This is a genomic window from Bacillota bacterium (genome assembly GCA_013314855.1).
GTDB lineage: Bacteria > Bacillota > Clostridia > Acetivibrionales > DUMC01 > Ch48.
Genome location: JABUEW010000112.1, coordinates 1 through 14,042, shown reverse-complemented (window position 1 = coordinate 14,042; position 14,042 = coordinate 1). Strand labels below are relative to the sequence as shown.

General features: G+C 52.6%; 10 protein-coding genes and 1 pseudogene. 6 read left to right on the top strand and 5 right to left on the bottom strand.

The window, feature by feature from the left end:
• Positions 1 to 394: 394 nt before the first annotated feature.
• The 5 genes and pseudogenes from HPY74_16140 to HPY74_16120 all read right to left on the bottom strand — a co-directional run bounded on the left by HPY74_16140 (position 395) and on the right by HPY74_16120 (position 9,122).
• Positions 395 to 6,478 (bottom strand): S-layer homology domain-containing protein, encoded by a 6,084-nt coding sequence (locus tag HPY74_16140; GenBank protein NSW92173.1) that lies wholly within the window; start codon positions 6,476 to 6,478, stop codon positions 395 to 397.
• Between the two features lie 57 nt (positions 6,479 to 6,535).
• Entirely contained in the window at positions 6,536 to 6,940 is a 405-nt protein-coding gene (locus HPY74_16135) for a hypothetical protein (GenBank protein ID NSW92172.1), read from the bottom strand.
• 1,078 nt (positions 6,941 to 8,018) lie between these two features.
• Positions 8,019 to 8,183: pseudogene (locus HPY74_16130) on the bottom strand (AraC family transcriptional regulator).
• Positions 8,184 to 8,497: 314 nt separating this feature from the next.
• Complete coding sequence (locus HPY74_16125; GenBank protein ID NSW92171.1) at positions 8,498 to 8,707, bottom strand: hypothetical protein; 210 nt, start codon at positions 8,705 to 8,707, stop codon at positions 8,498 to 8,500.
• Positions 8,688 to 9,122, bottom strand: coding sequence for a hypothetical protein (locus HPY74_16120; GenBank protein NSW92170.1), 435 nt, complete (start codon positions 9,120 to 9,122; stop codon positions 8,688 to 8,690). The genes HPY74_16125 and HPY74_16120 overlap by 20 nt, the downstream gene beginning before the upstream one ends.
• Before the next feature lie 945 nt (positions 9,123 to 10,067).
• Between HPY74_16120 and HPY74_16115 the strand changes: the two genes are divergently transcribed.
• The 6 genes from HPY74_16115 to HPY74_16090 form a co-directional block, all read left to right on the top strand.
• Entirely contained in the window at positions 10,068 to 10,472 is a 405-nt protein-coding gene (locus HPY74_16115) for a hypothetical protein (GenBank protein NSW92169.1), read from the top strand.
• The gene (locus tag HPY74_16110; protein ID NSW92168.1) at positions 10,453 to 10,764 is read left to right on the top strand and encodes a plasmid mobilization relaxosome protein MobC; all 312 of its coding nucleotides are present in this window, start codon (positions 10,453 to 10,455) and stop codon (positions 10,762 to 10,764) included. The genes HPY74_16115 and HPY74_16110 overlap by 20 nt, the downstream gene beginning before the upstream one ends.
• Positions 10,764 to 11,783, top strand: coding sequence for a relaxase/mobilization nuclease domain-containing protein (locus tag HPY74_16105; GenBank protein NSW92167.1), 1,020 nt, complete (start codon positions 10,764 to 10,766; stop codon positions 11,781 to 11,783). The genes HPY74_16110 and HPY74_16105 overlap by 1 nt, the downstream gene beginning before the upstream one ends.
• A 24-nt stretch (positions 11,784 to 11,807) precedes the next feature.
• Positions 11,808 to 12,101 (top strand): hypothetical protein, encoded by a 294-nt coding sequence (locus HPY74_16100; GenBank protein ID NSW92166.1) that lies wholly within the window; start codon positions 11,808 to 11,810, stop codon positions 12,099 to 12,101.
• A 75-nt stretch (positions 12,102 to 12,176) separates the two neighbouring features.
• Positions 12,177 to 13,835, top strand: a complete 1,659-nt coding sequence (locus HPY74_16095; protein NSW92165.1) for a recombinase family protein — start codon at positions 12,177 to 12,179, stop codon at positions 13,833 to 13,835.
• A gap of 113 nt (positions 13,836 to 13,948) precedes the next feature.
• A partial coding sequence (locus HPY74_16090) for a 4Fe-4S binding protein (GenBank protein ID NSW92164.1) occupies positions 13,949 to 14,042 on the top strand: 94 nt, incomplete at its 3' end.

Here is a 14,042-nt window from a genome sequence, read left to right as displayed (position 1 = left end):
TAAACAGCGTGAAACCTTTGCGGCTATTGGGGTTGAGGCGCCTCCGAGGTTCCTTGAAATCCAACCGAAAGCATAGTTACACGCACAAAACATTAAAAAACGCCTGTAAACCCTGTTGTGTCAAGGATTATCACCCATAGGGACAGTAACTGAACCAAGGGGCAACCGTTACGGAAAACAGGAAAAGCAGAAAACCAGTCACTATTAAGCGGCTGGCTTTCTGCTTTTTTGCTTCTTTTATTGTCTACATTATTTCCCCAACAGGTTATACAGCACCTGGGCTATTTCGGCGCGGGTGGTGGTACCCGTCGGAGCGAGCTTTCCGGCGTTGCCGCCGGCAGCGCCGGTCGCGACAAAAGGTCGCCATACCCTGCCCAACAGGTTTTTCAGCGCCTCAAGGATAGTTTATCTCCACATTTGATGCTGGAGTCCAGACGCCTTCTATTTCATTGGCAAAGGTGTAATAATCGCCTGTTAAGCTGTCTGTCAAAAGTCGGATTGACGCGCCGCCCAAATCGTAGTCATCCGGTACGGTTATACCGCTTGCAGCGCTTATGGCCGCACCGTCCTCTGCCGTCAGCTTGATTTGCGAAGCTCCGGAGAATGCGGCGTCTCCGTCAATCCAAAGCCCTTGCCCGGCTGCAATGGTCACATTGGAAGCATCGACCGCAAATCCGCCAAGAATTCCTGCCGGGCCGTCACAATTCATGCCCAAAACGCTGTTTTGGATTTCTATGCCAATCGACCCCAACATGAATCCGCCGCCGTCTGAGGCAATGGCAACATCGGAATACACGAAGCGGCACACGGACTGCTCCCCTTCGCCCACATCTGCGCTCAGCGCGTATATTGAGCCCATATCGATGCCTTCGCCTCCTGCCGCGTCTATTGCCAAATCCAGGGTATCAAATGTCAGGTTGTTCGAGGCGTAAATCGCCTTACCCCCTGAAGTGACGATACGCAGCGAGTCTTCGGTTTTATCCGTACCGGCAAATCGGGTGGGACGCTCAATGCGCATGACATTCTGAGCTTCATCTGACGACAATGTAATTTCGAAAGAGCAGTTCCCCTCAATGTTGACGGTCAACGGGCTGCTGCTTTCCTCAACATTTATGCTGTCAAAATATTTTTTGCTGACCGAGATGTTCAGATTATCGAAGGTAACGGAGTTTGTCGCGCCGTCAATGTTCACGTATACGTCGCTGCCTGTTCCGCTGAAGGTCAGCCCGTCTCCCGTAATCGTAAGGACGGGAACAGTAGTTCCGTCAAACGTTTCGACCATTTCGTAGGTATAGCCGGAGATGCTGCCCACGCTGATATCCTCGGTCACTTCGCCGTTTGTCACGGTAATTCCGCTCTCCGGCAGCGTCGCACCTTTTGGAACGGAACGGTAGTTTGCCGTATATGTGCGGTTGCCGGTAACGGTGTCTCCCTCAGTCAGCGTCGGGAACCAGCCTGTAAACTCATAGCGGAAGTATTCGTTCTCCGCTTTGGTCGGATCATCGGGAGGAACGATTACATCGCCGTAATGATAGGTCTGTGTTATGGTAGTCGAGCCGCCCTCAAAGGAACCGCTGCCGGCGTCAAAGGTGACGGTGTACTCGTTTTCGACCTGTCTGTACTTCGCGGTGATGGTCATATCCTGTGTAAATTTGTCCGGGAGAGCTTCCGACCAGCCGTCGAACTCATAATGGTAATCGGAATTGCCCCCGGGAGGCGTGGGGTCGCTTATGCTTTCCGAAATATTCGTATCCTCTCCGTATTTGCCGGTAAAGGTTTTTGTATTGGTGCCGTCAGGGAATTCTCCGCTTCCGGCGCTGACCGTTACGGTATACATCCTCTCGGCCGGCGTGTAGACCGCCGTATAGGTCATATCCTTTTGAACGGTGACGGTATCGGTCAGGCCGTAGGTATTTCCGTCCTGATCCTTCCAGCCTGTCAGCGTATAGGTGTACTGGTTATCTGCGGCCTTAACAGGGGCGTACGAGGCCAAATTCAGGCGCGTACCATAAGTGACCCGGAGGGAAACGCTTGTGCTTCCGCCGGGGAACGCGGCTCCCTCTCCGGCGTTGAAGGTGGCGGTGAACTCCTGGCCGGAAGCGGCGACCCACACCGCGTTCCAGGTCTGGATGCCCTGCTTGTCTTGAGAGTAGTCCACGTCCCAGTGATGGAATTTGTAGAGTACGCCGTCCTTTTGCACCGGTTGGATCGTGAGGGCGTTGTTGGCATTCTGGAAGTCCTCCACATACTTCAGATAATCCGGATATGGAATCATACCGGAGTCGGCTGTGGCGCTGCCGTCAGCAAAGGTTCCCATATCCGTTTTGAATATGATCCGGCGCTGCTTGAATTCGACAATAAGATTGTAATAGGTATCCTGTGTAGCCGGGGGCAGCCCGTCATAAGCGTAATCCGCCGCGGCGACGTATCTGTGGCTCCATCCTAAAATCGTACACCCGGGATAGCTCTTTTGGCGCGGGGGCAAAGGAGTCTTGCCGTAATCGAATAAGAATGATTCACTGACATACATTACATCGAAATTCTGCCCATAAGCCGTGTATTGCATCCTGGGATAGTTGAACGTGATGTATACCCGGACAGTGTCATACTCTGCCACATTGTTGAACAGGACGGTCATGGTTTTCTGGTTCTCGTCGAACTTCTCACGACACTCATCCAGCGTGCCGGCAAACGAATAGACCGGCTTTGTTTTGTCGTATCCGGTATGGATAAAGTTCTTATGTTCCCACCATTCCTGTAAATAATTGAAAAATTCAGCCGTCAGCACCGGGTATTGCGTCGTAGGGTACTCATTATCAATATACCTGTAATCCCTTCTTATCCAGTGCTTAAAAGTGCGTCCCGGGCCCGGCGACTGATAACCTGAGGGGACGGGCAGCGTGTCGCCGCTTTCGGCGGCATATACCTCGTAATGCCACTGCCCGTCTTGAATGTACATGTAAGATACAAGCATCTGCAGTTTTGTCATGTTTATGGTATAGGTGGCATCCTGCCAAATGGCGGCATCCCAGTCGTTTTCATACCCGGTTATTGCCGCGTCCTTGAGCCAGGAAGACAGGTCGATAGAACCGGGGACGGTACCCGCAAGCAGGGACTTTGTCTGCACGGTTGTCTTTTCCCCGTCCAGATTAACCACATAGGTTGCCGTCACGGGGTTCAGGTTGACCGTTTTGGGGTCAATGCTGGGGTCGATCCATATGAGCTTGATCTCATTATAGGTGTAGCCCTTTTCCCGGCTGCTGAAGCAGAGGTTGTCTCCGCCATAATAAACCTGCACCGAGGCGTCCAGCCGCTGGGTGCCTTTCGGAACACGGACGCCGTAATATGTTCTCCCAAAATATTGCGGCTGGACCTGAATATGATTCTCATCATTCCAATCGATCATCCACGGGTTGGATATTTTGAAATAGAATTTACTGAGCTTGGAATAGTCGCCTTTGATCACTTGCCCGGTGGTGAGGTCGAGCATCTCGCAATCCAGCAGGCCGCTGTTGCTGATATAGTAGTCGTTCTGGTTGATCAGCACGGTTTTGCCGGCGTTCTTGAATCTGTACAGCACATACCGGTTGCCCAGAGTATAGAAAGGAAATTTCTTATCCAGTACGGAAAGCTCCGCCTTTACGCTGAATAACTCCGACTCGGCAAAGATTTTCAGCTCCAAATAGATGCCTACTTCCATGTAGACGCCGCCGTTCATGTTGATGTCGGGGGCGGCTCCGGCTTTGAGCAAATGAAGCTGCAAAAAGCCATACAGGTCCATATAGGCGCCCACTTCTCCCGTGAAGCCGACTCTACCCAGGGATTCAAGGCCATAGAAATTGACGCTTACGGTAAGCCTTACGCCGGCCTTGACTCCCAAATAGCCCGCGCAGTACAGGTCGAGGCTTTGCCTGCCGTCGCCTTCAAGCCCGTACCTGTACGTTTCCAGGTCCTGGCTCGTGCCGCCCCTGATGCCTATGCGGCTGGCGGATAAGATGGTGCTTTGGGCCGACAGTCCCACCGCGAGATTCAGCCGGACGACAAAGTCGCCCTTCTCTTTAAACTGCAAAACGGGCGCCGGCATCTTGACATCCTGCGACTGCTCGAAAATATTGACCTCCACCAGGTCTATGTAGTCGCCTTTCGAGCCCAAAACCTCCCTGATGATTTCGGGGACATCGGAATTGTCCTTCGTAAAGCCGTCGATAAGCTTCTGGATTTCAGCGGTGATATCTAAGTACTCTTCGTCTACGTCCACTGTCTTGACAAGGACGTTGAATTCCACATCCGTCTGCGAGTAAGCGTCGATCCAGGCGTCAAAATAGATTCCCTGTGTGAGATTCAGGCCGGTCTTCGCTCCCGTCGAAAGAGTAATGAACTCCTTGAAGGTAAAGTCGGCCTTCACCTGGACTTTCTTGATTGTCGCATTGTAGTTGAATTTTATTGTCAGCACGACCCAATTGTTGTCGACCGCGCCGGGAAAATTGGTATTTCTGGCCGTGCCGATTGATGCGGTGACGGTTAATCCGGAAACCAGGGCATTGGCGGTAATGGAAAGCTTATCATTGTTTTCTGTGGGCTCGGCAAATGGCGAGGAGGAACTGGACATGAGTGTCGCCGCCGAACTGGTCACGTCCGCGGACGAAGTCATGGCAGCCACCGTCTGGCTTTCATTGAGCGCCACCGCCAGAAGCTTGGTGAATCGCATCGTGCCCTCGCTTGTTTTCAGATCCTGCTCAAGCTTTTGGATGTTTATGGAGCTGGCTATGTTCTCCGGATCTACGCTTTGCTTCAAATAAACGTCAAGCTGCTTATAAACGTCGTCCACGCTGCTGGCTTCGGTAAACAGCATGACGCGCTGCGGGTCTGTTGAATCCGTGTTTACAATGCTCAGCACATTGCGGATCTTGGAGTTTTCGTTGAGAATTCCCTGGCCGTTTGAATCAAGCTCGTCAGTTAAGCATATAGTTGTTCCGGCCGCGATCCCTTTGTCGTCGGCTAAAACTTTCGGCAGACTGTACACACCGCTGTCGATTACATTTACCTGACTCCAGAGAAGATATACGATGCCATCCTTAAATTGAACATCATAGGTTTCGGGCTTTTTAATGCTGAAGGCCATGGTGCGGACTTCTTCTTTTTCATTGTTGAAGCTTAAGCTTTCGTCTTTCAGGGAAAGCTCATAGGTGTCGCCGGGAGTGTAAGTGTAGGGCGCCTTGGGTGAAATGGCATAAACGTTTCCGCCCTGACTCATTACGGTAACGTCAGGGATTTCATCTCCGTTAACCTTATCTTTAATTGTTATGTACTTATCCAGATTGCCGTTGTCGATGGTTTCCGGAGACAAAATTTCGAATGTTATATCATCTTCGCAGTCCGGCAGAAACTTGACCGAATCGACGTATTCCTTATAGTTATAGTCCTTGTCGGCATAAGATGCGTAAAGAGTCATGCTCTTCGTGATGGGGGCGTCGGAATAGAAGGGTTGGGTCAGACTGCTGTCGGTATACCAGCCCGTGAAGGTGCAGTCGTCCTTGAGGGGGATTGACACATCCGGAAGCTTGCCTCCCCGGGGCACAGAAACGGGAGCTATTGCGGTGCCGCCGTTGGTTTCAAAGGAGACTGTCAGAGAATCACCCGAGCCTGAGCCTGAGCCCGAGCCGGAGGAAGAGCCGGTGGCAGGCATGGCAGGCTGTTCATCGGCAGGGCTGTTGACCACATTATCCGAAAACCTATGCAGCATCGCCGCAAGCTCCGCGCGTGTGGCGTTTCCCTGCGGGTCAAAAAGCATGCCGTTATCCCCAGGCTTGCCTGTGATGACGCCGAACATGCTGCACCACATGGCTCCTTCCAAAGCCCAATCCGAGATTTTGTCCTTGTCGGCAAAATCAGAGCCGCCTGTTGCTTCGCCGGCGGGTCCCTTTCCGATCAGCCGCGCATATCTCAGAAGGATCGCCGCCGCCTGTTCGCGTGTGACATTATCGTCCGGTGCGAAGCGGTTGCCGCCAACGCCGCCGGTTATACCGTTCGCCGCCGCCCACGCCACCGCGCTGCTGTACCACGAGCCTTCCGGCACATCGGTAAAAGCGTTGGGCAGACCGGAGACATCCGGGCTTCCCGCAAGACGGTACAGAACCGTGACCAGCATAGCCCGGGACATGGGCATATCGGGACTGAACAGCGATGATTCCGTTCCGGTGCCGGTCATCAGACCGCTGGTGTAAACAAAGCCCACATCATCAAAGAACCAGTCGCCGGGCTTCACGTCCCCAAACGGGTTATCAAACTCAATTGTGCCGCCGTTTGCATTGGTGGAAGACTGCCCGGCCGGATTGCCGGAAGTACCGCCTGCAGTCGCAGCGGAAAGCTGTGCGGGTGCGGCTGAACCGCTGTCCGCCAACACATTCACCGGCAGCATGGTGATTGCAAGCATAACGCACAGCAGCAGGCTAAAGACTCGTTTTTGCGCCGTCTTCATATTCTCATGACCTCCTTGTATTGGACTATGATAAAACAATCATCCTTTGTTTCCATATCATTCTCTTTGCTCCTCACCTGATTTAGGTTTGCGCCGCAGCGCCTCGCACATGCAGACGCCGATGGGGTCGCAGGGCGTCTGCTCCCGGTAAAACCAGCCGCAGCCGCCGCAGTCGCCGGGTGTCGGTTCTCCCGGAGCCTTCGGTTTGCAGTGGGGGCAGCTCTCCTGCTCCGCCGTGGCGAAGGGGCGGCCCTCGCCGGTATACTCCGGGCGTTCCTCAAAGTCGGGGTAGGCCGGGTAGCTCTCCTGAAGCTGCTCGTCGTACTCAAGGTAAACGGGAAACTCCCGGCCTCCCGCCCGGTACACCTTATATGGTTCCTTTTGCTCCGGGCGCATCCGTTCACGCTCCTTTTCGCAACGGGGATATAAAAAACCCCTATGATAGTTTTTCAATACTATCATAGGGGAAAATCCATTTTTTAGGGAGTGACTTTTCACCCTCAAAAAGTCACGTTTTTTCAGCTCACATAATGTATTTTACAAGCTCCTCCCGGCCGGATATATATAGCTTTTCGTAAATCTCCAGCATGATGTTCTTGAGCCTGCCCACGGAAATACAGTGCTGCCTGGCAATTTTGGCGTAAGGGACGCGCTTCGCCACAAGCAAAGCGAGGTGATATTCCCGCAAGGTCAGCATAAGCGTGATGTTATCCTTCGTAAATTGGTTATGAAAAGTGATCCAGTTTTTCCAGGTGCGATTCCATTGTCCGAGAACCGCCTCACGGCAGGCGGGAAACTCCCGTTCCAGACACTGCTCCATCAGACCTCCCAGCGCGGTAACGACCTCCGCGAAGGGCGTGATAAAGCCGTGGGGCAGACAAATACGCATGGCTTCCAGCAGCCAGCGCCGGGCTTCGTCGTCGCGTCCGAGACAATGGCAGGCGACGGCGCAGGTCACCCGCAGATAAATATCGGTTGTCGTGAATCCCTGCGGCTGTGCGGACAGGGTCAGGGCAGTCTGCGCCACGGCCAGCATGGCGTCATACTTATGTAAACAGTGAAAATACTTCGCGCGCAAATAGAGGGCATTCGGCTTTGCTTGTGGAGCGAGGGCGCTGAAATCCCCTTCTTTCAGCCAGTCTGGGGCCATGTTCGGCGCAATGATGCTCACGGCGGCGGTAGCAAGGGCCTGCTCCGCAAAAGCTGCCGCACCGCTGCCCCTGTGGACTTCCGCGCATTTTTTAAGATAAGTGTCTATCTCGATGTATGCGCGGTAATCCCCCAGGCTGATGGCCGCCGCAATCGTTACCGGGCAGGCGCGAAGCCGCGCTGCGTCGTCCCCGTCAGTCCTTTGATAACAGCGCATTGTCCGCGCAAAATCGCCCCGCAGATAAGAAAGCTCCGCCTCGTATTGAAGCGACAGCCTTTCCTCGCGCACCGTGTCCAAAATAGCGTCAGGGTTATGTATGGGCATGGGAACGGTGGTGGCCGCCAGAAGGCGGGCAAGGTCGTCCGAAAGCGAGGGCTGGGGAGCCGGCTGCTCACGGCGCCGTTTATCGGCAGGCCGCCGGGCATGCTCCGGTATCAGCCACAGATTGCCCCGTTTGACAGCGCCCTCGATTTTGTTTTCCACGCAGTATAAGGTAACAATCCGGGTGCCCAGCCCCCATTTCTCCGCGGCCTCCTTCACGGTCAGATAAAGCATAACGCCCATCTCCTTCATCCTGTAATGATACAATCAATATACTACTTTTATTTGCATATTGCAAATAAAAGAAATATACAAGAGTCAATCGAAAATAGAAAATAGCCGGATTAAAAAGACAGGCGGTGCCAAACAGATACACCGCCTGTCTTTTTAATCTGTCCTGCCGGGCTTAGAAACCGTTGGAGTGGGAGTAATGCCGGTTGCCGGATACCATGACGGCGTTCACATCGAAGCAACACCGTTTTCAGCCGGCTTCTGCACCGATGTCCGATGAACGACGTGCCGCAACGAGAAATTATCAATTAAACGCCTCATCCAACAGCAACTGAAACACTTGCTTCGACGTTTCCCTGTCCCAGCAGGTCAGCGAGTGCAGTAACTGGTTGGCCATCTCCTGAAGAAAAATGGCCAATTGCTTTAGCAATCAGGAACCGCTGGCAAAACAGCAGGTTTAAATGCTCCATTTCCTTGATCGGAGAAAATGTCAGGTTAATATTGAGATTAAGTCTCCGACTGTACAATACTCAACATCTCTTCGCCGGTTATCAATCTTTTTTGGTAATCGGCTTTTGCTTTGGACGCAGCCTTTGACCACGCCCGGAATTCCCCCCGCGTCATATCCTTGCCGGACCGCTCGGAAGCAAGCTTCCCGTCGGCGCGGTAAAAGCGGGAGTAGATCTTATTGTACTCCGTCTCGAATTTCTGCAGATAAGTATCCGTCTCGAGACGCTGTTCGTAATGGAGCATAGGGCCGACATCCTGACAGGTCTTTCCCTCTGAATATTCTCTTCCGCAATACTCCCGTTTGCGCTTGTCAATCAGTACGAAGTATCGTCCGCATAATCCGCACCGCTTCACCTGGATGCCGTGCTTGAGCATTTCCATAAACTCAAGGAACAGCATTTCATCCAGCGACTGAATGTGATAATACGGCAGCAGACTGACCTTGGAGCGATCTTCGTGGATGGCCTCCAGCGTTTGTCTGGTGTCCGTAATGTTTTCTCTGTGTATTTCCGCAACCCTCTCGTAATCCAAAGCACCCTTTTTCACCGGAGCCACCGCGAAGCCCGTCTGCACGGTAAACTTGTTCAAGTCCGGAAACTGAAAATAGAAGCCGACCAGCCTTTCGGATGCCGAGCGGTCAGACAGATTGTCCTTATCAAGGCAGAAGCGCAGGGCATACTGAAATATCTCCTGCAGCGTCGGCACATCCTCCAGAATAGCAAAACAGCTTTGCAGCTGCTCCAGTCTCCGCGTTTCAATATCATCCTTAAAATAAATCGGCGTAGCCAGGATATTATTCAGCGCGCCCACCAGAAAGAAAAAAGCATAGTCATGCTTATCCTTCAGTAGCTCCGCTGCGTCAAAAATACTCTTTCGTAACATGTCATAATTCGTGCTTGTCAGCGGTACGCGGGCAAGCTCTTTTATTTTTTCTTCAAGGGCAGTCAGATCAAGCTCGCAGAAGCTTACCAGCCCTTCTCCGATCTGCCCGCTGCGCCGGAAGCCGTGCTTATGTTCATCTGAGTACCAGAGGATGTTCATGAACGACTGATTGTCGATGAAAACCTTGAAATACGGAAACATGCTGCCCTCCCCTGTAAATAATGAATTTTCTCAAAAATAAATTATTTGCATTCTCTGTATCATTTTACCACGGCATTTGTAAAAATGAAATCGGGGCAAAAAAAGATTAAAAATTGAATAACCGTGCCCGGAATGGATACTTTCAGGGGAAACATGCCAAGACCCTGCAAATGCAGGCGAGCGTGCCAATGAAATGAGAACGCCGTGCTGGTCATGCAAGGCCGCAGGGCAGGAACCTGGCCGGGAGCGCGGTGCAAAGATTTGAAAAATTAAAATCTCCTTCTTTCTGACTTTATGAAATCCGGCTCTCACTTCACCGGCACTCCAACGGAGCTGACCGATGCGCTGTGTTCTCTGAGTGGAAAGAAAATATCACCGAAGAAGATATCCCAGCGCATCCTGCAAAACCGTGACGCGCTTATGGACGCGGGAATCACTTTCGACATCCGCCGAAGCAACGGCAAACGCCTCATTGAGTTAACCCGTGCCGACGGTGACGACAGTGCCGATAAAGCGGGGACTACCTCCAATACCCCAAATATCGACCCTGTCGACCCTGTATACGGGGGCTTGGATACGGAAGCCCTCCCTTTGGGAGGGGCAAGCAAAGCGTCCGGCTATACGCCGGTCGCTGTAAGCGGGGCGCTGCCCCACACCCCAGTGACGAAAGGAGTACAATATGAAAAAACAGAAGGATAAAACCTATGCGTTTCGGGTCAGTTCCGCTGACCTGAACAAGATAAAAATTAACGCCAAACGAGCCAAACTGACCGTTACCGATTATCTCACAGCCTCGGCACTGAATAAAGAAATCAATGTCGTAGACGGGTTGGAAGCGCTGGTGCCGGAGCTGAAAGCCCAGGGAAGAAACCTGAATCAACTGACAATTCTCGCTCACATGGGCAGGGTCTACCCGGAACAGATTGACCGCCTCACCAATGCCTACGGCGATATTTTCTCGGCGCTCAAGAAAATTCTGGAGGTGCGGTGATGGCGACTTTTACACGAGTGAAAGTAAAGAAGCAGTCCTGCGGAAGGATGCTTGGAGCACTGGCCTATGTGTTGCAGGACAAAAAAGTACGCTATGATGGCGTGCGAATCGAAAGTGGCGTCAACTGCACCCCTTATACCAGCTACCTCGAAATGATGGCGACGAAGCAGATGTTCAGAAAAACATCTGACGTTTGCTTCTATCATTTTGTCCATTCCTTCTCGGATAAGGAGAACATCACGCCGTGGCAGGCCAACGAGATAGCCCGAGAGCTGACCGAAAAGCTATTCCCAAATTACGAGTGCGTGGTGGCTACCCATACCGATACCGATAACATTCACTCGCATATCATCGTCAATTCGGTCAGCTTCAAGGACGGGAAAAAGCTTCACCTGTCGCCCACTTCATTACAAGAGCAGCGGCAAGTCAACGATGAAATCTGCAGAGCGCACGGCTTCTCTGTGCTGGAGCCATACACAAATCAGAAAAGAAAAAAGCGTCTGACACCAGGCGAATACCGTGCCGCCGAGCGCGGGAAGAGCTGGAAGTTCCGGCTGATAAAGGCCATCGACGAGGCCTTGGAATACTCCGTTACCCGCAAAGATTTTATCGCCAATATGGAGTACGAGGGCTATGAGGTGCGCTGGGACGATGCGCACAAATACATCTTGTACACCACGCCAGAGGGACAAAAATGCCGTGACCGGAGCCTGCATGACGACACCTATCTCAAGGAAAACCTTGAAAAGCTGTTTGATTATCGCGCCGAGCATGGCTTTACGCCACAGACTCCAGAGCCGTCCGAGGGCTGGCTGTCGCAGATGTATCCGGCAGAAACTGTTCTTTCCGACGCTGTCCGGCTGGGCAAGAGCATCGAGAATATTGGGAACGCACCGCCTCCGCTCCAGCCTCACGTCTTCACCGACAGCAAGCAGCGTCAGCGTGAAGCCCTAAAAAAGCTGGCGCAGGGGCACAAGCTTCAGAGCGAGCAAGAGCAGGAAATGAACTTGATAATGTAACCCCGTAAGGGAGAAAGGATACCTATGGACAGAGAAAAAATGATTGCAAGGCATTATCTGGAAACGGGAATTCTTGGTGCTTACGAAACTGCCGAGATAGTGCATGAGGAAGAAGAAAACGGGAAATATGCACCATGCTTCGATGATGCTACCATGTTTTTTGATAAAACCCAGACCATTGCCAACCGCTCCATGTGCATCGAGGGCAGGCGGTACCGCGTCTGTTCGGTGTTCCCGGCGGGCATCGAGCGCACACCCACGGACAAGCTGCTGGCCCTCATCGACACAGAGATTGAAAAAGAGACGCACAGTGCCTGAAATCAATAGACTTGCGGAAGCCGGTGCGGTATGATGAATATACCGTACCGGTTTGCCTCAAAAGAAGGAGGTAAAATTAAGATGGCAAACCAAAAATACAACATACTTTACGGCAGGCTCAGCCAGGAGGACGAGCTCAAGGGCGACTCCAACAGCATTCAAAACCAGCGGATGCTCCTTGAGAAATATGCTTTGGAAAACGGCTTCACCAATGTGAAATTCCTGTATGACGACGGTTACTCCGGCACCAATTTCAACCTTCCGGCATGGAACGATGTGATGAAGCTGATCGAAAACGGCGAGGTCGAAACACTTATTGTGAAAGACCTTTCGAGGATGGGACGCGAGTATCTGCAGGTCGGGTATTACACGGAAATCTACTTTCCCCAGCGGGGCATCCGCTTCATCGCGGTCAACGACGGCGTTGACTCCCTCTATTCGGAAACCAACGATTTCACCCCGATGCGCAATTATTTCAACGAGCTTTACGCCAAGGACTCCAGCAAAAAGGTGCGCATTGTGAAACGGGCGCAGGCCGAGCGCGGCGAGCTTCTTGGCGGTAGGCCGCCCTACGGCTACAAGAGGGATGAAGCCGTCCGCAAGGGGATCGTGCCCGACGAGGAAGCGGCGTGGATCGTCAAGCGCATCTTCGGCCTCTGCGCCGAGGGAAAAGGTCCGAACCAGATCGCGCGGTTGCTGACGAAGGAGCAGGTGCTGACACCCACCAATTACTACTACCGCAAGACAGGAGCCTCCCATGCGTCGCTGGATACCACCAGACCGTACAGCTGGAGTGGCAGCACGGTCACCGGCATTCTGGATAACAAAACCTACCTCGGGCACATGGCGGGACTGCGCTCCACGACGCTGTCCTACAAGAACAAGAAGCTCATCCGCCACCCGGAATCGGAGCAAATTCTGGTGGAGAACACTCATGAGCCGCTGATCACACAGGAACTGTGGGACATCGTACAGGATGTACGTCAGCACAAAAAGCGGACGCCGAAGCAAATGGACGAGCCGAATATGTTCTCGGGACTGGTGTACTGTGCCGATTGCGGAAAGACACTGGTGCTCCACCGGGCGCACACGATGAAGGCGACGCAGAACAACTTCATGTGCTACACCTACAAAAAGAAGGGCAAGGAGGTCTGCTCGGCACACTACATCCGGGAGCTGGATTTGACGCGGATTATCCTTGATGACCTGCGCAGGGTAACGCACTTTGCGAGGCAGAAGGAAAGACTGTTCGCCGAGTACATCAACCGGAAAAACAGCGCGGAGCTTCGCCGGGAGATCAATACCGTACAGAAGGAACTGGATTCCATGCGGCGCAGAAACACGGAGCTGACCGCACTATTCAAGCGTCTCTACGAGGACAACGTACTGGGGCGCGTCACCAACGAGCAGTTCCGCATTCTCTCCGGCGATTACAATGTCGAGCAGAAGGAACTATCGGCAGCCATTCCCGAGAAGGAAGCACGACTGGAGAAGCTCAGGGATTCCGCCGCCAACGTGGAAGCCTTTATCGAGAAGGCCAAGCGGTATACTGAAATCAGTGAGCTGACACCGGAAATCTTACGTCTCTTTATCAGTCGCATTGAGGTCGGGGAACGCGGCGAAAAGTACTCCCGCACCGCTGAGCAGAGCATCCGCATCGTCTATCGCGACGTGGGTGTGATGGACAGCGTGGATCCGATCAAAGAAAATACAGACGAGGAAAACATTGCATAAAACGCATGAGGCGAACGACTTTCGCCGCCCGCCTCATACATACAGGCTTTGTTCACAAAATGTCCCTATGAACGTTAATAGAAGGGTTTACGGGTATTTTATTTGCCTAGTAACTGTCGAACTCGGGCTTAAAAATTGATGCTGATAATTGTATTCAGTGTGGCATTTGCCAGAAGGTTTGTCCGGCTCAGGCCGTCAAAGGGAAGG

What these genes read in the sequence shown, in the direction of transcription:
- HPY74_16135 (NSW92172.1), bottom strand. Translation starts at nt 6,940, where the DNA reads ATGATAGTATTGAAAAACTATCATAGGGGTTTTTTATATCCCCGTTGC.
- HPY74_16115 (NSW92169.1), top strand. Translation starts at nt 10,068, where the DNA reads ATGAAATCCGGCTCTCACTTCACCGGCACTCCAACGGAGCTGACCGAT.
- HPY74_16100 (NSW92166.1), top strand. Translation starts at nt 11,808, where the DNA reads ATGGACAGAGAAAAAATGATTGCAAGGCATTATCTGGAAACGGGAATT.
- HPY74_16110 (NSW92168.1), top strand. Translation starts at nt 10,453, where the DNA reads ATGAAAAAACAGAAGGATAAAACCTATGCGTTTCGGGTCAGTTCCGCT.
- HPY74_16140 (NSW92173.1), bottom strand. Translation starts at nt 6,478, where the DNA reads ATGAAGACGGCGCAAAAACGAGTCTTTAGCCTGCTGCTGTGCGTTATG.
- HPY74_16105 (NSW92167.1), top strand. Translation starts at nt 10,764, where the DNA reads ATGGCGACTTTTACACGAGTGAAAGTAAAGAAGCAGTCCTGCGGAAGG.